The sequence below is a fragment of the Luteibacter sp. dw_328 genome, assembly GCF_018449605.1.
In the GTDB taxonomy this organism is placed as follows: domain Bacteria; phylum Pseudomonadota; class Gammaproteobacteria; order Xanthomonadales; family Rhodanobacteraceae; genus Luteibacter.
In genome coordinates this window covers 458,300-478,327 of record NZ_JAAVUW010000004.1, presented here as the reverse complement: position 1 = coordinate 478,327, position 20,028 = coordinate 458,300, and the positions used below count along the sequence as shown (strand labels likewise).

The 20,028-nt window shown below is 65.0% G+C and carries 17 protein-coding genes; 8 read left to right on the top strand and 9 right to left on the bottom strand.

Features of this window, described 5'->3' with window-relative positions; genetic code table 11:
• Nucleotides 1–77: 77 nt before the first annotated feature.
• Both HB634_RS12490 and HB634_RS12485 read left to right on the top strand, forming a co-directional pair.
• On the top strand, nt 78–1,010 hold the full coding sequence (locus HB634_RS12490; protein WP_213948785.1) for a dihydrodipicolinate synthase family protein: 933 nt from the start codon (nt 78–80) through the stop codon (nt 1,008–1,010).
• The gene (locus tag HB634_RS12485; RefSeq protein WP_213948784.1) at nt 1,007–2,179 is read left to right on the top strand and encodes a mandelate racemase/muconate lactonizing enzyme family protein; all 1,173 of its coding nucleotides are present in this window, start codon (nt 1,007–1,009) and stop codon (nt 2,177–2,179) included. Before HB634_RS12490 ends, HB634_RS12485 begins: the two co-directional genes overlap by 4 nt.
• Here the strand turns inward: HB634_RS12485 and HB634_RS12480 are convergent.
• The 4 genes from HB634_RS12480 to lgt all read right to left on the bottom strand — a co-directional run bounded on the left by HB634_RS12480 (nt 2,158) and on the right by lgt (nt 5,900).
• On the bottom strand, nt 2,158–3,432 hold the full coding sequence (locus HB634_RS12480; protein ID WP_197478421.1) for an MFS transporter: 1,275 nt from the start codon (nt 3,430–3,432) through the stop codon (nt 2,158–2,160). The two genes, HB634_RS12485 and HB634_RS12480, sit on opposite strands and share 22 nt — an antisense overlap.
• Before the next feature lie 77 nt (nt 3,433–3,509).
• Nucleotides 3,510–4,229, bottom strand: coding sequence for a helix-turn-helix domain-containing protein (locus HB634_RS12475; protein WP_213948783.1), 720 nt, complete (start codon nt 4,227–4,229; stop codon nt 3,510–3,512).
• Between the two features lie 25 nt (nt 4,230–4,254).
• A complete protein-coding gene (locus tag HB634_RS12470; protein WP_213948782.1) occupies nt 4,255–5,049 on the bottom strand; it encodes a thymidylate synthase in 795 nt (264 codons plus the stop codon).
• 14 nt (nt 5,050–5,063) lie between these two features.
• Complete coding sequence (gene lgt, locus HB634_RS12465; RefSeq protein WP_063572562.1) at nt 5,064–5,900, bottom strand: prolipoprotein diacylglyceryl transferase; 837 nt, start codon at nt 5,898–5,900, stop codon at nt 5,064–5,066.
• 156 nt (nt 5,901–6,056) lie between these two features.
• On the opposite strand from lgt, the gene HB634_RS12460 reads away from it, so the two are divergent.
• The 3 genes from HB634_RS12460 to HB634_RS23020 all read left to right on the top strand — a co-directional run bounded on the left by HB634_RS12460 (nt 6,057) and on the right by HB634_RS23020 (nt 13,141).
• Entirely contained in the window at nt 6,057–8,036 is a 1,980-nt protein-coding gene (locus HB634_RS12460) for a prolyl oligopeptidase family serine peptidase (RefSeq protein WP_213948781.1), read from the top strand.
• Between the two features lie 74 nt (nt 8,037–8,110).
• Nucleotides 8,111–10,090, top strand: coding sequence for a prolyl oligopeptidase family serine peptidase (locus HB634_RS12455; protein WP_213948780.1), 1,980 nt, complete (start codon nt 8,111–8,113; stop codon nt 10,088–10,090).
• A 129-nt stretch (nt 10,091–10,219) separates the two neighbouring features.
• A complete protein-coding gene (locus HB634_RS23020; protein ID WP_276571529.1) occupies nt 10,220–13,141 on the top strand; it encodes a TonB-dependent receptor in 2,922 nt (973 codons plus the stop codon).
• A gap of 10 nt (nt 13,142–13,151) precedes the next feature.
• Here the strand turns inward: HB634_RS23020 and HB634_RS12445 are convergent, their stop codons facing one another.
• The 5 genes from HB634_RS12445 to HB634_RS12425 all read right to left on the bottom strand — a co-directional run bounded on the left by HB634_RS12445 (nt 13,152) and on the right by HB634_RS12425 (nt 16,307).
• The gene (locus tag HB634_RS12445) at nt 13,152–13,658 is read right to left on the bottom strand and encodes an SgcJ/EcaC family oxidoreductase (protein ID WP_213948779.1); all 507 of its coding nucleotides are present in this window, start codon (nt 13,656–13,658) and stop codon (nt 13,152–13,154) included.
• A 107-nt stretch (nt 13,659–13,765) separates the two neighbouring features.
• Nucleotides 13,766–14,260 (bottom strand): TPM domain-containing protein, encoded by a 495-nt coding sequence (locus tag HB634_RS12440; protein ID WP_255548527.1) that lies wholly within the window; start codon nt 14,258–14,260, stop codon nt 13,766–13,768.
• A 5-nt stretch (nt 14,261–14,265) separates the two neighbouring features.
• Nucleotides 14,266–15,162: a TPM domain-containing protein gene (locus HB634_RS12435; protein WP_213948777.1), complete on the bottom strand. Its 897-nt coding sequence runs from the start codon at nt 15,160–15,162 to the stop codon at nt 14,266–14,268.
• Nucleotides 15,162–15,803, bottom strand: a complete 642-nt coding sequence (locus HB634_RS12430; protein WP_213948776.1) for a LemA family protein — start codon at nt 15,801–15,803, stop codon at nt 15,162–15,164. Before HB634_RS12430 ends, HB634_RS12435 begins: the two co-directional genes overlap by 1 nt.
• A gap of 129 nt (nt 15,804–15,932) precedes the next feature.
• Nucleotides 15,933–16,307 carry a diacylglycerol kinase gene (locus HB634_RS12425; RefSeq protein ID WP_063574367.1) on the bottom strand — a complete coding sequence of 125 codons (375 nt, stop codon included), beginning with the start codon at nt 16,305–16,307 and terminating at the stop codon, nt 15,933–15,935.
• 274 nt (nt 16,308–16,581) lie between these two features.
• Here HB634_RS12425 and HB634_RS12420 point away from each other — a divergent pair, with 274 nt between their 5' ends.
• Genes HB634_RS12420 through HB634_RS12410 form a run of 3 tightly spaced genes read left to right on the top strand, consistent with a single transcriptional unit; the run spans nt 16,582 to nt 20,027 of the window.
• Nucleotides 16,582–18,117, top strand: a complete 1,536-nt coding sequence (locus HB634_RS12420) for an oligopeptide:H+ symporter (protein ID WP_213948775.1) — start codon at nt 16,582–16,584, stop codon at nt 18,115–18,117.
• A gap of 51 nt (nt 18,118–18,168) precedes the next feature.
• Complete coding sequence (locus tag HB634_RS12415) at nt 18,169–19,449, top strand: ATP-binding protein (RefSeq protein WP_345777496.1); 1,281 nt, start codon at nt 18,169–18,171, stop codon at nt 19,447–19,449.
• Nucleotides 19,446–20,027 carry a response regulator transcription factor gene (locus HB634_RS12410; protein WP_213948774.1) on the top strand — a complete coding sequence of 194 codons (582 nt, stop codon included), beginning with the start codon at nt 19,446–19,448 and terminating at the stop codon, nt 20,025–20,027. The genes HB634_RS12415 and HB634_RS12410 overlap by 4 nt, the downstream gene beginning before the upstream one ends.
• The last annotated feature ends 1 nt before the right edge of the window (nt 20,028 follow it).

Sequence of the window (20,028 nt, the reverse complement as noted above, 5' to 3'; positions counted from 1 at the left end):
GACCTCGTTGCAAGGACCGCCGCACAACTAAATCATTGATGCAACGCAACAAATTCCGCTTCGAGGAAAGCCACGACATGACCCACCTGGCAGGCGTTTTTCCGATACTTCCGACGATCTTTCACGGGTCGGGTGAGCTCGACCTCGCCGGCACGCGCAACGTGCTCGAGTACATCCTCGCCGCGGGCGCGGCAGGCGTCGTCTTCCCTGGCCTGGCGAGCGAGTACGACATGCTCTCGGTGGATGAGCGACTCCAGATAACGACCGTGCTGGGCGAGTGGATCGACGGACGCGTTCCCTTCGTCGTCGGGGCGAGTCATCCCGATGTCGCAACAGCAACCCGACTCGCCAGCGCCGGTGCCGCCGCGGGCGCCGTCGCGGCGATGATCCTTACGCCGCATGCGCACGCAGGCGACGCCGAAGCCATGGCGCGCTACTTCAACGATATCCACGCAGCTTCAGGCATCTCCATCATGTTGCAGAACGCGCCGGCGCCGATGGGTGTCGGTCTCGGCGTGGCGCAGGTGGCCGCGCTGGCGTCGGCCGTCAAAGGCATCACGTACGTCAAGGAGGAAACGCAGCCCTCCGGCCATCGCATCACCGCACTCGCGACCCAGGCGCGTGGGAACGTGGCCGCCGTTTTCGGCGGTGCCGGCGCACGTTACGTCATGGATGAATTGCAGCGGGGCGCCATCGGCACGATGCCTGCCTGCGAGGTGACCGAAGTGCACGTGGACATGCTCGCGCGCTACCACCGGGGCGACGTCCAGGGGGCGCGCGATCTGTTCGAACGCACCCTGCCCTTGCTGAGCATGCAGGCGGTGTTTCGCTGGCGCCTGACCAAGGCCGTGCTGTTGCGTCGCGGGCTCATCGCGAATGCGCATGTCCGCGCACCGGGCGCCGCATTGGACGCCTGGGACGAGCGGGAGCTCGACGCCCTGCTCGCCCGCATCGCCGATCTGGTCCCACTCGACAACACGCCTGGCGCAAGCGCGAGAATGTCCCTATGAATGCCCATGTCGCCAAGGTCGAGACCTTCATCGTCACCGTGCCGCGGGACACGCCTTACCTCGGCCCGCTCGGCCCGGGTGAACGCGTCAACTCGCGTGGTTATGTCGTTCGCAAGGGCAACGGCACGATCTACCCCTCGGTGGACCGCTCCATCGCCGTGCGCATCACGGCCGCCGACGGCAGCGAGGGCTGGGGCGAAACCTATGGCATCTGCGCGCCACGAGCGACCACGGAGATCATCAACGACCTGCTGGTGCCCGAACTGATCGGGCGTCATCCGGACGATGTCGAGTCGATCTGGGACGACCTCTATGGACTCATGCGGGTACGCGGGTGCACCTCCGGCTTCCACGTGGATGCCATCACCGCGCTCGACATCGCGTTGTGGGACCTGCGCGCTCGCCGTCACGGCTTACCGCTTTGGCAGATGCTCGGCGACCGGCAGCGCGACCGCGTACCGGGGTATCTTTCGGGCCTTCCTGCCGCCACCCTGCAAGGACGCGTCGAGATGGCGAAACGCTTCCGCGACGAAGGTCACGACGCTTTCAAGATCCACGCCGTGGTCAGCAGCGAAGGCATCGTCGAGGAGGTGGCCGCGCTGCGCCAGGCACTCGGCGACGACGCCTTGCTCATGGTGGACCTGCACTGGAAGTTCTCGCCCGAAGATGCCCTGGAACTCATCGAGCGCATGGCTACGTATCGACCGCACTTCATCGAGGCACCGGTGAAGCCGGAAGACGTGGGCGGTCTCGCGTGGCTCGCCAGGCGCTCACCCGTCGCTATTGCCGCTGGCGAAGAGTGGTACACCGAATACGAGGCACGCCTGCGCGTCTCGCAGCGGTCGGTCGCCTTCATCCAGCCGGAAATGGGCCATACGGGCATCACGCAGTTCCGCCGTATCAATGCGCTCGCCGAAGCCGGTAGTATCGCCACCGCTCCACATGCCACGGTCGGCGCCGGCCTGTTCCTGGCAGCGAGCCTGCATGCCTCGGTCACCCTACCGGGGTTGTGGCGGCACGAGTGGCAGCACTCGGTGTTCTCGCGCTCGCTGGAGCTGCTCGATACCGACATGGCGTATGCCGACTGCAGCTACAGCCTGCCGACCGGGCCCGGGCTGGGTGCCTGTCCTGGCAAACGCTTCTGGGACTACGCCGAGCTCGTGTCCTGAGACACCGGCACCGTGTCCGCGATCAATCGCGACCGCGGTGCCAGCCGGACGGCCAGCCACGCTACGCCGAATGCTAGCGGATGGAGGAAGGCCATCAGCACGAAACTGCGATCGAAGTTTCCACTCGATACGAGGCTACCCACCACCTGGGCGGACAGCATGCCGCCGAGCGCGCTGCCCGCACCGATGATGCCGAATATCGTGGCGATGTTGCGGCCTGGATAGAGATCGACGACAAGGGTGCTGATGTTGATCTGGTACACCAGATGGGCGAATGCCACCGCGGAGCCGATCGCGAACAGCAGCGGCAACGCGGGATGAAACGCGGAGAACATACCCACCGGCGCGATCAGGGCCGCGCCGGCCATGGCCATCAGTCGGCTGCGCGCGGGTTCGATGCCGCGTCTGACCAGCCAGCTGGAAATCGCACCGCCACCGACGCTGCCAAGATCGGCCGCGAGATACACCACCCACGCCACCGAGGCGACAGCGGCCAGCTTCATCCCGCGCACGTCGTTGAGGTACTTGGGAAACCAGAACAGGTAGAAATACCAGACGGGGTCGGCGACCGCCCGCGAGAGCACGAGCAACCACAGCGTGCGGTCGCGCAGCAGCGTTCCCCACAACACGCCTTCCTGCGCGACGCCAGGCACCTTCACCGCGCGCACTTCGCGGGGATGAATCCACAACCACGCGACAAGCCACAGCAGCCCCGACGCACCGGTCACCACGAAGGCCGAGCGCCAGCCGTAGACCATGGCGACACCACCGATGAGTGGCGGCGCCAGCGTGGCACCGACCATCGCGCCAGCCGTGTAGATACCGAACGCGAGGCCACGCTCGCCCGCCGGGAAACGCTCCGATACCACCTTCGATCCAACCGTGTAGTTACCAGGCTCGCCCAGTCCAAGTGCGAAGCGCGCGGCGCCGAGTTCGAATGCGTTGCGCGCGAGTCCCGTAAGCAGGTTCGCTACCGACCACCACGCGACGAACAAAGCGAGCGCCACGCGCGAACCGAGCCAGTCCGTGAGGCGCCCGGCGAGCAGATAGGCGATCGTGTACGCGAACAGAAAGACCTGCACGATGTGTGCGTAGGCCGCGTCGGTGATGCTCAGGTCCACCTGGATGGTGGTGGCGAGAATGGAAAGCGCCTGACGATCCAGGTAGTTGATCACCGTGGAGACGAACAGCAGCGCCAACAGCGCCCATCGAAGCCTTCCTGGCCGCGCGCCTTCCCCGATGACTACCGCCATGCCGTGCACCCCCACCAAGACGTAGCGAACGTATTACTAAAATAGCAACACGGTCAAGGCGCAGTGCGGCGCAACCCTCAGGCGATCTCGAGCGCTGCCAGCCGCAGGGCTTCGACCAGTTCAGCCGTCGCCGATTCCGGAATCCAACCCGACATGGCAAGACCCGCAACCACCGGCTCGCCAGTCGCGACGGCGACGATGTGGTGGTCGCGATCGTCCGCCACGTGCACGCGTGCATAGCCCTGCTTGCGGGTTTTCGCGAGAGTGACGAGCAAGCTGTCCACCCCCTCGGGAAACATCGGAATGTCGCGATCGGCGTAGATCTCGCGTACTTCGTCGTCGGGTAGCTGCGCCAGCAAGACGATACCGATGCCGCTCGTCGTTGCCGGAAGCAGGCCGATACGTCCCAGACCGCGCGCCGCCTCGATACCTGGTGGCGCATGGAAAAGATAGCTGACGCTGTCGTTCCACAGCACGCCCATGGCCACCGTATGTCCGAACCGACGCAGTCGCTCCAGCTCGGGCAACGCACGGCGGATCAGGCCGGAAGCGAACAGGCTCTGCGCCGCGAGCACGTGCATGCCGGGACCTGGCGCGTACTTGCGATCGGAGGTCTGGCGCACGATGCCCATATAGGCCAGCGTCTTCAGCAGTCGATTGACACGTGTCGTGTTGGCACCGAGTTGGCGGGCAAGTTCGCGGCAACCCACGGGCTCGGACGCTGAAGCCAGCGCCTGCAGCGTGAGAATGCCGTCGATCAAGCTCTGGTTGGGCTGTGCATTGGGCTTCGCTCGCATGGCTACAGATTAGCCGTACGGGGGATCACACCGCCACAGGTGCCTTGATCGCCGGATACGGATCGTAGTCCACGATGGCCACATCCTCGAAGCGGAAGTCGAAGATCGACTTCACCTCCGGGTTAAGCGAAAGCCGGGGAAGCGGGCGCGGCTCGCGAAGCAGCTGCTTGTCCGCCTGCTCCATGTGGTTCGAGTACAGGTGCGCATCGCCCAGTGTGTGCACGAAGTCGCCCACGTCCAGCCCGGTCACCTGGGCGATCATGTGGGTGAGCAGCGCGTAGCTGGCGATGTTGAACGGGATGCCGAGGAAGATATCGCCCGAGCGCTGGTACAGCTGGCAGGAGAGTTTGCCGTTGGCCACGTAGAACTGGAACATCGTGTGACAGGGCATCAGCGCCATCTTCGGCAACTCGCCCACGTTCCACGCGGAGACGATAAGACGACGCGAATCCGGGTTGCGCTTGATCTCGTCCACCACCCAGGCGATCTGGTCGACCACCTTGCCGTCGGCCGTGGGCCACGCACGCCACTGGCGTCCGTAGACGGGGCCGAGGTCACCCTTCTCGTCGGCCCACTCGTCCCAGATGCCGACCCCGTTTTCCTTCAGGTAAGCGATATTCGTATCGCCCTGCAGGAACCAGATCAGCTCATGGACGATGGAGCGCAGGTGCAGTTTCTTCGTCGTGACCAGCGGGAAACCCTTCGCCAGGTCGTAACGCATCTGCCAGCCGAACACGCTGCGCGTGCCGGTGCCGGTCCGGTCCGATTTCTCGGTGCCGTGGTCGCGCACATGGCGCAGGAGTTCGAGATAGGACTGCATGGCTCGGGACGATATCAGGTCGCCGTCGCGGGGGTGGCCGCGACGGGAGCGAGAGGGGCGTAGGGCGCGCGGCGCGACATCGCCAGCCACAGGATGCCCAGCGCGATCAGCGGCAGGGAAAGGACCTGCCCCATCGTGACCCAACCGAAGGCCAGGTAGCCCAACTGGGCGTCGGGCACGCGAACGAATTCGATGATGAAGCGGAAGCAGCCATACATCAGGGCGAACAGGCCCGAGACGGCATAGCGCCGGCGCGGCTTGAGCGAAAAGATCCAGAGCACGGCGAACATCACGACGCCTTCGAGTGCGAACTCGTAGAGCGGATTGGGATGGCGCGGCAGCGCATCGGGCGCGTGCGGGAAAATCATGCCGATGGGCAGGTCGGTGGGCTTGCCCCACAGCTCGCCGTTGATGAAGTTGCCCAGGCGGCCGAGCCCCAGGCCCAGGGGCACCAGCGGTGCGACGAAGTCGATCGTGTCGAAGAACTTGACGTTGTTCCGCCGCGACCACCAGATGCCGGCCACCACCACACCGAGCAGGCCGCCATGGAAGGACATGCCGCCGTCCCAGATGCGGAAGAGGGCCAGGGGGTCGGTCCATATCCAGGAGATGGCCGTGTAGAACAGCATGTAGCCGACCCGGCCGCCCAGCACCACGCCCATCATGCAGTAGAACATGAGGTCGCCGAAGCGGTCCGCGCTGACAGGCAAGCGACCCTGCCGGCGGCGATACTCGCCGAGCCCCCATCCGCCGAGGAAGCCGCCCAGGTACATGAGCCCGTACCAATGGACCTGGAGAGGTCCGAGGGACAGCGCGACGGGATCGATATTGACGACGAACGGAGTTGCCATGGAGGCCCCAGGAAGAACGCAGGACGCAAGTGTACCGCCCCCTCCGGCCCGCAGGTCGCCTTGTGGGCGGCCCCGGAATGGGCTATATCCCGGCGTGGGCGCTGTCCGGGGAGGACGGCGTGTAAAGGATGTACACCAAAGCAAGGGGAGTCGAACATGAAGTACCGCTTCGCGCGGCCGCTGCTGGCCGCGTTGTGCCTGGCCGCGTGTGCCACCGGCGTAGCTGCCGCCGATCTCATTCCGGCGGCCGATTTCGCCCGTCGCCTGCCCTTGACCATGCCGCGCCTCTCGCCCGACGGCAAACATTTCTCGGTGGTCTATCACGACCCGGATGGCAAGTCGCACGGGGTGGCCATCTACCTTGTCGAGAAACCGACCCAGCCAGTCGCCCTCATCCGGATGCCCCCTTACGAGCTCCCGGCCGAGATCGTCTGGGCGAGCGCCACGCGTCTGGTCGTTGCCCGCGGCAAGCAGGACGGCTCGATCGGCAACACCTCGTACACCGGCGAGATCATGGCCGTCGATATCGACGGCAAGAATCCCGACTACCTGTATGGCTACGAGGCGGTTGGCAAGCGCTCGGCCACGCGCCAGACCGACTCGGGCTGGGGCGAGATCGAAGGCACACCGGCGCAGAGCAACGGTCACTTCTACCTGCGCGCCACGTCGTGGTCCGACAAGGACCGCAGCACGCTCTACGACGTCGACGCCACCTCCAGTACCCGCAAGCAGATGGCCGACATCGGCATCGGCGACATGAGCTTCATGATCTCGCCCGATGGCGTCGCGAAATTCTCGTTCGGCACGGACACCAACTTCACCTACGTGGTGTTCCATCGCGAAGGTAGCGGCTGGGCCAAGGTGCCCGAGAACGGAGATCTGCAGCGCTTCGTTCCCATCGCCTCGGTCGCCGGCAGCAACCGCATCTACGCTCGCTACAGTCCCAACGGCATGGGTGGCGAGTTCGTCGAGCAGGACGAGGATGGCGGCAATCGTCGGGTGGTCAGCAAGGACGATTTCAGTCTTGTCACGTCAAACGGATTGTGGACACCGGTGCCGCTGCGCCCCTTCGGCACCTACGCCGAGAGTGGCATTCCCAAGGTGACCTACGTCGATCCGCAGGAAACCATTTCCAAGTTGCACAGGGCGCTGTCGCTGAAGTTCCCGGGAAGCTTCGTCAACTTCATCGATTTCAGCGAGGACGGCAGCCAGCTGATGTTCGGCGTATCCAGCGACCGCGACCCGGGCCGCTACATGCTGATCGACACCAAGACGTACAAGGCAAGCAGCCTGTTCGCCATCGCGCCCTGGATCGACCCCGAAAAGATGGCCGAGCGCCGCCCGCTACGCTTCAAGGCCAGCGACGGCACGGAGCTCGAGGCGATCCTCACCTTCCCCAAAGGCAAGCCCGAGACCAACCTGCCGATGGTGCTCGTACCGCACGGCGGCCCGATCGGCATCAAGGACGACTGGTTCTACGATGAAGACGCCCAGTTCCTGGCCAATCGCGGCTACCTGGTCTTGCAAGTGAATTACCGTGGTTCCGGCGGTCGCGGAAACGGTTTCGAGGAGGCCGGTTATCTCAACTGGGGCACGCGGGTCCAGGAGGACCTGATCGACGGCGTGAAGTGGGCCATCGCCCAGAGCTACGCCGACCCCAAGCGCATCTGTGTCTATGGCGCCAGCTTCGGCGGCTACTCGGCCATGATGACCACCATCCGCGAGCCGGGGATGTTCAAGTGCGCCGTGGGCTACGCGGGCCTGTACGACCTGGCCATGATGTACAGCAAGGGCGACATCAAATCGACCAAGACCGGGCGCAGCTACCTCACCACGGTGGTCGGCCACGACGATGCCGACCTCGCCGCGAACTCGCCCGACCATCTGGCCGACAAGATCACCGTGCCGGTCCTGCTGGTTCACGGCGAGGATGACGAGCGCGTGCCCTTCGCCCAGTTCAAGGCCATGCGCGCGGCGATGGATGCTGCCCACAAGCCCTATGAAGTCCTCACCAAGTCCGGCGAGAAGCACGGGTTCGTCAAGCCGGAGAACATCGAGGAGTTCTATAACAAGCTGCAGGCGTTCCTCGACAGGAACATAGGCAGCGGTCAGCAGGCGACAGCGTCGACGCAGTAACACGCGGGCGCCCGGCTCACGGAGCTATCCGGAGACCGGGCGCCGACATGGATGCACCATCAGGGGAGTAAACGATGAATCACCGTTTCGTGCGGCCGTTGCTGGCCGCGCTTTGCCTTGTCACGACCGCCGCCGGTGCGGCCGAGTTGATCCCGGTGGCGGACTTCGCCCGCCGGATGCCACTCACCGAGCCCCGCCTTTCGCCGGATGGCCAGTACGTCTCCATGGCCTTCCACGATCCCGACGGCAAGACCGATGGCCTGGCGATCTACAAGGTCGGCGACATGACCACGCCGGTGACCCTGATCCGCATGCCGCCCTACGAAACACCGGCGAACATGCTTTGGGCCAGCAACACCCGACTGGTGGTTGCACGCGGCAAGATCGACGGCTCGATCGGGCAGGCTTCGTATACCGGCGAGCTGATGGCCATCGACGTCAATGGCAAAAACCCGGATTACCTCTTCGGTTACGAAGCCGTCGGCAGGCGCAACGCTACGCGTGCGATCGACCGCGGGTGGGGCACCCTCGAAGGCGCACCGATCGACGCGAACGGCCACTTCTACGCGCGCGCCACTCTGTGGAACGACCAGGAACGCAGCACCCTATACGACATCGATGCGCAGACAAGTGCACGCAAGCAGCTGGCCGACATCGGCCAGCCCAACATGAACTTCATGATCGCGCCCGATGGCACGGCGCGCTTCGCTTACGGCGATGGTATCGACTACAAGTGGGCGGTGTACCACCGCGAGGGCGGCGGCTGGGCGAAGCTCGCCCTCGATCAGGAACATCGCGGCTTGCGGCCCCTGGCTTCCGTGGCGAACAACGACAAACGGTTCTATGCCGTCGCAAGCCCCGAAGGCCGGGGCGGCGAGCTCATTGAAGAGGACGAGGACGGCAGCAACCTCAAGGTCATCCGTAAGGACGACTTCGGCAAGGTATCCCCAGGCGGCCTGTGGACGCCGGCGCCCTTGCGCCCCTTCGGCACGATCGTCGACACGGGCATTCCGAAGGTTGAATACATCGACCCGCAGGCGCCGATCTCGAAGCTTCATATGGCCTTGTCGCTGAAGTTTCCAGGCACCTTCGTCAAGTTCGTCGACTTCAGTCGGGACGGCGGCCAACTGATGTTCGAGGTGACGAGCGACCGCGAACCCGGCCGCTACATGCTCATCGATACCAAAACCTACAAGGTAAGCAAGCTGTTCGATGCGAAGCCGTGGATCGACCCGGCGACGATGTCCGAGCGGCGTCCCCTCCACTTCAAGGCCAGCGACGGCCTGGAACTCGAGGCCATCCTCACCTTCCCGAAGGGTCGCCCGGAGGCCGATTTGCCGATGGTGCTGTTGCCCCACGGTGGCCCTCACGGCATCGCCGACGAGTGGTACTACGACACTAACGCGCAGTTCCTGGCCAGCCGCGGCTATCTCGTGCTGCAGGTGAATTACCGGGGCTCGGCGCTGCGCGGGACAAGCTTTGAAACCGCCGGCTTCCTGAAGTGGGGCACCCGGATTCAGGAAGACCTGATCGACGGCGTGAAGTGGGCGATCGCGCAGAACTATGCCGACCCGAAGCGGGTGTGCGTCTTCGGCGCCAGCTTCGGCGGCTATTCGGCCCTGATGACCCCGGTGCGCGCACCGGGCGTATTCAAGTGCGCCGTGGCCTACGACGGCATTTACGATCTGGACATGATGTACAACAAGGGCGACATCCAGGAGAAGAAGTCGGGCGTCAACTACCTCACCCGCGTCATCGGCCGGGACGAGGCCGACTTGGCGGCGAACTCCCCGGTCCATCTCGCCGACAAGATCGACGTGCCGGTATTCCTGATTCACGGCGAAGACGACCAGCGCGCCCCGTTTGCCCAGTTCAAGGCCATGCGTGCCGCCCTGGACGCGGCGCATAAGCCGTACGAGACGCTGACCAAGGCCGACGAGCGCCACGGCTTCGTCAAGCCAGCCAATGTCGAGGAGATGTACAACCGGCTCGCGGCGTTCCTGGAGAAGAACATCGGCCCCGGCCAGCCGCAGACGACGGCATCGACCCAGTAACGAGCCAGGAGGCGGCCGGCGGAAGGAGAGCATGACTTCCGCCGGTTGCCGCCGTCACGCCGCACGCGTTATCTTCGGGGGATCGTCGAGCCCGGGTGGGGTATGGCGGGGCTTGGGAGGCTTCAGGGTATGTACGTCAGTTCCGGGCACAAGCGCCTCGTCGCAGGGCGACGCGTAGCGCTTGCCGTAGCGCTCGGAGCCTGTTTGCTCAACATTGGCGTCCGCGCCCAAGAGACCAGCCCGTCCGCCGAGATGCTTGCGCCGGTGAACGTCAGCGTCACCGGTTCGCGAATCCGCGGCACCGACGTCGAAACCGCCCAGCCCGTCTTCACCATGGATCGCCAGGCCATCCGCGACACGGGCCTGACCAGCCTGGCCGATGTCATCGGCCGAATTCCGTCCGCGGGGACGCCGGAAGTCACCCCGCAGGACACGCTCTCGTCCAGCACCGACGCCGGTGGCCGCTACGCCAACCTGCGTAACCTTGGCGCCGTGCGTACCTTGATCCTGGTCAACGGCCGTCGCTGGGCCACCAGCCTGAACGGCCTCACCGACCTCTCGACCATTCCCGTGGCGATCGTCGAGCGCATCGAAGTCCTCAAGGACGGCGCCTCGTCGATCTACGGCTCGGACGCCATCGGCGGCGTCGTCAATATTGTCACCACCGACCGCTTTGAAGGCGCCTCCGCGGATGTGCTCTACGGCGTCAACGGCAAGGGCGACGGTAGCCAGAAAAACGGCACGTTCACCTGGGGCAAAAGCACCCAGCGCGCCTCGATCATTCTCGGCGCCAGCTACGAAGACGGCGACGCGCTGTCCGACAGCAAGCGCTCGCTGACCAGCACGGCGTATGGCCCGCGCCATCCCGACGACGGGTTCGGCATGGGCCCCTATGGCGGTGTGGTCGATCCCCGCGCGCCGGGAACGGCCGGCGCCGGCTCCTATGCCACCGACGGTTCGTGGATGCCCAACCGCTATGTGGTCAACCACCCCGGCGGCGTGGTCGGCAACACCGCGGATCTCGCCAATTACCATCCGTACGACGTCAACAGCAACGCCGACAAATATTCGACGCCGCAGGACATGACCTTCCGCGCCAGCAGCAAGCTGCGCAACCTGTTCGCGACGGGCCGCTACAACCTCACCGACGACATCGCCCTGCGCGGCATGGCGAGCTACGGCGTGCGCGACACGCGCAGCCAGGCCGCGGGTTATCCCCTGGAGAGTGGCTCGGGTCGCACCAGCGATCTCGTCATCGATCCCGGCAACGCCTACAACCCGTTCCCCGGCTACGACACCGATTTCTTCCGCCGCACCACCGAACTGCCGCGCATCAGCTGGGCGAAGAGCAAGGCTTTCCACGCCGATGCCGGCGCCGAGGGCAGCTTCCTCTGGGGCGATCGCACCTGGAACTGGGATGTGACCTACGGGTATTCCGAGGCACGCGATAGCCGCACCGACAGTGGCAACCTCAATCTGGTCAATGCGGCCAAGGCCCTCGGGCCCACCGCGGTCGTCAATGGCAACGTCGTCTGCGCGAACGCCGCGGATCGCGCGGCAGGCTGCGTGCCCTGGAACATCCTCGCGGGTCCCGGTGGCACGCCGGACGCCGTGTGGAACTACGTGCAGTCCACGACCACCGCTCATCAGGTCACCCGTACCAACGACGTGGTCGCCAACCTGACCGGCGGTGTGTTCGACCTGCCCGCCGGCACCGTGCGCGTCGCCGGCGGCCTGGAGCATCGGACCGAAAACGGCCGCTACGTGCCCGATGCCGACGATTCCGCCGGACTGACCACCCAGCTGGCCAGCAATCCGACCAACGGCGGCTACATCGTCAACGAGGCCTATCTCGAGCTCGACGTACCCCTGCTGACCGACCTGCCCTTCGCTCGCGAACTGGCGGTGAATGCCTCATCGCGGTACTCGCACTACACCGCGTTCGGTGGACGCACCAACAACAAGTACAGCTTCCGCTGGAAGCCGTTCGACGATCTGCTTCTGCGCGGTACGTATGCCGAGGGCTTCCGCGCACCCACCGTCGCCGATCTCTACGCCGGCTCGAGCGAGAGCTTCGAAAGCTTCCTCGACCCCTGCGACAGCGCCTACGGTGCGGCCGCTTCCGACGCGGGTGTTCGTGGACGCTGCGCCGCGGCTGGTGTACCGGCGAATTATCGGCAGATCGACCAGTCGGGCGCCCAGGTCAACTCCGCCACCGGTGGCCAGAATCCCGTCGCTTTTCGCACCGGTGCCAACCCCGCACTGAAGCCGGAGTCGTCGATCACACGCACCGCCGGCTTGGTTTACAGCCCCGGCTACCTCGACGGTCTCGATGTCACGCTCGACTATTACAAGGTCGACATCCGCGACGTGATCACGCCGATCCTCGCGGGCGACATCCTCAACTTCTGCTACGTACGCAACGACCCGACCTATTGCGGACGCTTCACGCGCGCGGCGGACGGGCACATCACGTCCCTGGACGAAAGCCTGGCCAACCTGGGCACGTTGCGCACGGAAGGCTATGACCTCGGCGCGCACTATCGCTTCCCGGAAACGCGCTACGGCGAGTTCACCCTGCTTTCCGATAGCACCTATCTGAAGGACTACACGCAATCGAGTAGTCCGGGTTCTCCGCCACGACAGCTGGCCGGTTACATGAACGGCGCGCAGGGCCTGTACCGCGTACGCTCGAATCTCTCGCTCGACTGGTCATGGCGGCGCTTCGGTGCCACGTGGACCGTGCGTTACTTCGACGGACTCAAGGACTCGTGCTGGTCGTCCACGGTCGAGTGCAACCGGCCTGACGAGATCAACGCCATCAGCGGCGCCACCGGCGTGAGCCGCAAGGGTTCGGTCGCGTTCCACGACGCTCAGTTACGTTGGCAGGCTCCCTGGAACGGAAACTTCCGCGTCGGCATCAACAACGTATTCGCGCGCAAGGGCCCGCTGTACTACAACGTGTCCAGCGCCGGTGGTGGCAGCCCGCCGTACAACCCCGCCTTCGACATCGACCGCTATTTCTACGTGGGCTACCAACAGAAGTTCTGAGCGACGTAGATCAGGGCACCAGCGCCAGCGGTGAAACGATATCCGCGCCCTCACTACGAGCGGGCGCACCGTTCGTGTTCTGCCCCACCGCGATAAGCCACTGCCCATGCTGCTTGCGCGCGAGCAACATCATGATGCCCGAGCGTGGCGGCACGGCCTTGCCGGCGGCATCCGTGGCACCGGTGATCTGCCAGGTGTAGTGAACAGACGCGAGGTCCGGCGCGAGAAAGCGTACGTTGGTGCCCATCACGCGATTCACCGAAAGGCGAAAACGATCGCCCAGGATGCGCGTGTGATACGTCTCGAAATCCTTTTGTCCCCGCATCCACTTGCCATCCACCGTGACGAAATCCACGTCGCGTTCCGTGAGCACGGCCAGGCCGTGACCGTCGTGGCGATTCCATGCATCGATGAAAGCCTGGGGAAGCGCGGTGAGCGCCGCTTCGTCGTTGGCCGACTGCGCCTGCGCCAGCGACGGGCCGAGAAGGAGAACGAGCAGGAACAGAAAGGTCTTCATGCGTCGCACCGGACGGGAATGACCTGACGAGGGTGCTACGGCAAAGGCCTCAGGACCATTCCCCGAAGGGTGTATGCCTGCCGCCCTGTCACGCAAATGTGCCAGGACTACAGGACCAGGGGCCGATCCGGGAGTTGGTTCTCCCGCGGGCGCCCGTCGGCCGGAAAGTGCCGCGCGAGCAACGCACCCGCCTCGGCCACGCCGATCTGCACTCCCTCGCGGAAACGCCCTTCGGCGAAGGCATCGCGCATATGGGCGGTGATGGCTTCCCACTCGGCAGGCGCGACGGCTTTGGCGATGCCGCGGTCCGCGATGATCTCGATGCGATGTTCGGCGAGCAGGACATAGAGCAGGACGCCGCAGTTGTCGTCCGTATCCCAGACGCGCAGGTGCGCGAAGAGCATCGCCGCGCGGTCGCGAGCCGTGACGCCCGACGCGACGGCGGAAAATGGCAGCCGCGATTCGATCGCTACGCGCAGCTCACCACGATGCGTGGCTTCACCGGCCGACACCGTGCCGGCGACAGCGTCGAGCGTATCCGGTCCGAACTGGCGGCCGATCTGGAACCAGGCGCCGAACAGGTTGGCAGAGATCCGTTGCATGTCCATCACCAGCTCCCCGACGCGCCGCCACCACCGAAGCTGCCACCGCCTCCGCTGAAGCCGCCGCCTCCCCCACCGCCACCGAAACCGCCACCACCAAAACCGCCACCGCCGCCGAAGCCACCGAAGCCGCCCCAGCCACCGCCGCCGATGGAGCGACCTGCACCACCCGGAATCGCCATGAACAGGGCGCCAGCGACGAGGCCGATGACCCCACCAAACACCGAGCTCATGATCAGCCAGGCCAGTCCGCCCGTGACGGCACCACCGATGGGCATACGCGCCCACAGCGGTGCGCGTCCGAGGATCCCGCGAAGGAAAAGCACGCCGAAGATCAGCGGCAGGAACAGGTTGCCACCGCCGTGTCGGCGCTCATGGGCTTCGTCGGGATTGACCGGCGGCGGCAGGGCTTCGCCATCGACGATCTGGGTGATCGCCGTCAGCGCGTCGTTGATGCCGCCGTAGTAGTCGTTAGTGCGCAGCTTGGGAGCCATGTACTCGCGGATGATCCGTGAGGCGATCGCGTCGGGAAGCGCACCTTCGAGGCCGTAGCCCGTCTCGATGCGGACCCGGCGATCGTCCTTGGCGACCAGCAGCAGGACGCCGTCGTCGGGCCCCTTGCGGCCGATCTTGTTGGCCTCGGCGACCCTGAGCGAATAGCCCTCGAGGTCGTCCGGTTGCGTCGTGGGCACCATCAGCACGACCACCTGGGCGCCCTTGCGCTTTTCCAGGTCGGCCAGCCGGGTATCCAGCTGGTTGACCTGGTCGGCGCTTAGCGTGCCGGTGAGGTCGGTGACGTGCCGCTGCAACGTCGGCACGGCGGCGTCGCCGTCCGCCAGCGCCGCCAGTGGCGGCGCCAACAGGGCGACGGCGAGCAGCAGCCGCGCCGCGAACCGGAACATCAGCGGCTGGCCGAGGAAGCCGGTGCCGGTGCCTGGGCCGGAGCCGGCGTGGAGCCGAAGTCCACGGTCGGCGCGGTGGAGATCGCCTTCTCGTTCTCGACGCTGAAGTTCGGCTTCACCTTGTAGCCCATGACCTTGGCGGTCAGGTTGTTCGGGAAGGAGCGAATCAGCGTGTTGTAGGACTGGATGGCCGCGACATAGCGATTGCGCGCCACGGTGATGCGGTTCTCGGTGCCTTCGAGCTGGGCCTGCAGGTCGCGGAAGGAGCCGTCGGCCTTGAGCTGGGGGTAGTTCTCGCTGACCACCATCAGGCGCGAGAGCGCGCCGGACAGCTGGCCCTGGGCCGCCTGGAACTTGGCCAGGGCCTCGGGATCGTTGGCGAGCTCAGGGGTGATCTGGGTCTGGCCGACCTTCGCACGAGCGTTGGTGACCTCGGTAAGCACGCGTTCTTCGTGCTGGGCGTAGCCCTTCACGGTGTTGACCAGGTTCGGGACCAGGTCGGCGCGGCGCTGGTACTGGTTCAGCACTTCGGACCAGGCGGCCTTGACGGATTCGTCCTCGCGCTGGATGGCGTTATAGCCACAGCCGGACAGGAAGCCGGCAAGCAGGACGAGGGCAAAAGCACGGACGAGTGTCTTCATGGCGGCGATTCCTTGGGGTGCGGGGAACAAGTTAACCCAAAGCTTGGACGTTCGCAGGAAATCGCAGCAAGAGCATCGCCGGCAAAGCCGGCTCCCACAAAGAACCGGCAGTCACCGGAACCGACGAGGTCAGTGGGTGTAGTGGGGGATCAGGATCAGGGCCCAGCTCACGCCGATCATCAGCAGGAGGAAAAACACCGCGGCAGAGCCCATGTCCTTGGCCCGGCCGGCCAGTTCGTGGAATTCGGGGCTGACCAGATCGACCACGGCCTCGATGGCCGAGTTCAGCAGTTCGGCGGCGAGGACGAGGATGGGAAAGGTGACCAGCAGGATCTTTTCGACCCCGCCCTGACCCAGCCAGAAGCCGAGGGGAACCAGGATCACGGCAAGATAAACCTCAAGCCGGAACGAGGCCTCGTGCTGGTAGCAGGCTTTCAGGCCCTTCATGGACCACTGGAACGCCGAAAAAACCTGTCGCGGCCCGCGCGGAATCGTGGAAGCCATAGGTGATCAGGTCGCCGAAGCGGACAAAAAGGAGGGATTCGGGACCATGGCTTCGGGCTGGATAGGGCGGGAGGCCTCATATGATGCCATAGCCCGCCTTCGAAGCCGCCCAGACCCCATCACGTGGCGTATCGCCGCGCCCCTCTGGCGCTGCAGCACAACCCGGTGGAACATTTGTATTACGCTTGAACGGTTGTGACTTCGTTCAGGGTCACGGCGACGGGAGCCGGCTCGAATCGCCCGGCTCGCTGTTTCCAATGCTTCCGGAAAATACATGGCAATCCAGAACCCGCCCGTTTCACAGACCAAGTCTTTCAGCACGGTCTTCCTCATCGAAATGTGGGAGCGCTTCGGCTTCTACGGCATGCAGGTGCTGATGGTCACCTACATGGTGAAGAAGCTCGGCTTTGCCGACATCGACGCCAACCTTGTCTGGGGCGCCGCTTCTGCCCTGATCTACGCCACCCCGGCCATCGGCGGCTGGATCGGCGACAAATTCCTCGGTACGCGTCGCACGATGCTTACCGGTGCCGTGGTCCTCATGGTTGGCTATGCGCTGCTCTGGATCCCGACCAACAACGCCCACTTCCTGTACCTCGCACTCGGCGTGATCATCCTCGGCAACGGCATGTTCAAGCCGAACGCCGGCAATCTCGTGCGCAAGATCTACGAGGGTGACGAAGTACGCATCGATAGTGCGTTCACCATCTACTACATGGCGGTGAACATCGGCTCCACCGTGTCGATGATCCTCACGCCCTGGATCCGCGACGCCGTGGGCAGGAACTACGGTGACGCACTCGGCTGGCATACGGCATTCGGCGTCTGCTCCATCGGCCTGATCCTCGGCCTGGTCAACTATTACTTCATGCGCCGCACGCTGGCCCATGTCGGCTCGACGCCGGACGAACATCCGCCCGTGCTGAAGAACGTGCTCGGCATCATCGTCGCCGGCGCGGCCATCATCGGCGCCTCGGCTTACATCCTGCAGAACCAGGGCGTCGCCCAGGCGTGTGTTTACGCTGCCGGCGTGGCGATCCTGCTGATCTTCGTTCACCTCATCCGCTCCAGCGGGAAGGGCGAGCGCGCCGGCCTCATCGCCGCGCTGGTGCTGACGATCCAGACGATCTTCTTCTTCATCTTCTACCAGCAGATGTCGACCTCGCTGAATCTGTTTGCACAGCGCAACGTCGACCTGCAGTTCAGCCTGTTCGGCTGGAACATCCTCACCTGGATTCCCGAGCAGTTCCAGTCGCTCAACGCGATCTGGATCGTGATCCTCTCGCCGATCCTGGTATGGCTGTACAACACGCTCGGCAAGCACAACAAGGACTTCCCCGTCGCAGCCAAGTTCGCGCTCGGCTTTGCCGCCGTCGCTGCCGGGTTCTTCATGTATGGGCTGGGCGCGACGACCGCGGTCGCCGGCAAGATCTCTTCCTGGTACATGGTCTGGGGCTACGGCCTGTACTCGCTGGGCGAAGTGCTGGTGAGCGGCCTCGGCCTCGCCATGATCGCCCGCTACGTGCCGGCACGCATGGGCGGCTTCATGATGGGCGCCTACTACGTCGCATCCGGCGTCGCCCAGTACATGGGTAGCGTGGTCGCCAACTACGCCGCCATTCCGGACAACATCACCGATCCGCTGCAGTCGTTGACCATCTACACGAGCCTGTTCAACAAGCTCGGCATGGTCGGCATCCTCTGCACAGGCATCGCCGTGGCCATGCTCCCGTTGATGAAGAAGCTGTCGCTCAATCATGCGTTGGCCAACGTGCCGCCGTTCCCGCCGGTACACAACGAAGACCTGTAACGCGCCGAAGGGTCGCCCACAGGGCGGCCCTTCCCCTTTGAAGAGACCTCCGTGAGCGACAACCTGCACTCGCCGTCATCCCGCTCCGGTCCCTTCGCACTCGCGCGTACCCTTGCCTGGCTCCGCCTGTGCGCTATCGCCGGGCAGAGCGTGGCCATCCTCTCCTGCGTCACCCTGCTCAACCTCGACATCCCCCTGTTGCCGCTGATGATGGGTGTGTGCGTGCTGGCGGTATTCGCCGCCGCCGCGTCGTTCCGTCTCGGCATGCCCTGGAAGGTGACCGAGGGTGAAGCCATCGTGCACATCGCTGCCGATACCCTGCTACTGGGATATCTGCTCTATTTCACTGGCGGTGCAAGCAATCCCTTCGTCACCCTCCTGCTCGTGCCGATCGCGCTCTCCGCGGCCGCGCTGTCCATCGCCGGCGTATCGCTGGTGGCGATCCTCACCGGTGTCGCCTACGTCCTGCTCGTCCCATACCACCTGCCCCTGCCTACCCTGGGCAGCAGCAGCTTGGACCTCGACCTCTACGTCGCGGGCATGGGTGTCAACTTCGTCATCATGGCGATACTCCTGGGCGTGTTCATCAGTAACCTCGCGAAGGCCATTCGCCACCAACAGGGCGAAGTGCAGCGCGTGCGCGAGCGTGCCTTGCGCGACGAGGGCATCCTCGCCATCGCGACACAGGCGGCCGGTGCCGCGCACGAACTGAATACACCGTTGTCGACCATGCGCACGCTATTACCCGAGATCCGTCGCGAACATGCCGCGGACGATGCGCTCGGCGATGACCTGGAGCTCCTCCAGGGCCAGGTGGACCGTTGCCGCACGATCCTGCGCGAGATGGTGGCGTTTGGTCAGGCGCAGCTCTCGCAGGTGCCCGAGCGGATCACCCTGGACGAATTCATCCATGGCTGCATGGAGCGCTTCCAGTTGCTGCGGCCCGAAGCCGAGGTGACCCTCGAGGTGGCCGACGACGCTGCGCGCCTTCGCCTGCGCTCGCCACCGGGCCTGCGCCATGCGCTGATCAACCTGCTCAACAACGCTGCCGACGCCTCGGCGATGAACGATAGCGCCACCGTCTCGCTGGCGATTCGCCGCGACGACCGCTGGCTGGAACTCATCGTCACCGACGAAGGCCCCGGTTTCGACGAGTTCGACGATCTCGGCACGCTGGGCCTGTCGCAGAAGGCTACCGGCCTGGGTATCGGCCTCGCGCTGGCCGAAGCGACCGCCGAGCGTCTCGATGGCGAACTCGCCGCCAGCAATACGGGGCATGGCGCACAGATGCGCCTGCGCCTGCCTCTTTCGGTTATTGGAGATCCGGCATGAATGAACTCGTCCCGCCCGGCGGTCGCCCGCTGCTGATCGTCGATGACGATCCGACCTTCGCCCGCGTGCTGGGCCGCGCCATGACCTCGCGCGGCTTCGAAGTCATCACCGCCGACAACGCCGACGATGCTCGCGCCCTCACACGCCGTCACCAGCCGCGTTATTGCGTGCTCGATCTCAAGCTGGGCGACGAGAACGGGCTTCGTCTGATTCCCGAACTGCAGTCGCTGGTGCCGGATATCCGCGTGCTGTTGCTCACCGGGTATGCCTCCATCGCCACCGCGGTGGAAGCGATCAAACGCGGCGCACACGATTACCTCGCCAAGCCGGTCGACGCCGATGCGGTGGTCCGCGCACTGCTCGACGGCGATTCGGGCCCCGCCGATCCCGACGATCTGGTCGACGCACCCGATGCCCCGTTGCCGCTGCGGCGCCTGGAGTGGGAACACATCCAGCGCGTGCTGACCGAGTGCGAGGGCAATATCTCCGAAACGGCCCGGCGACTGGGCATGCATCGGCGCACGCTGCAACGCAAACTAAGCAAACATCCGGTGCGCGAACGCCCGGAGGAGCGCTGAA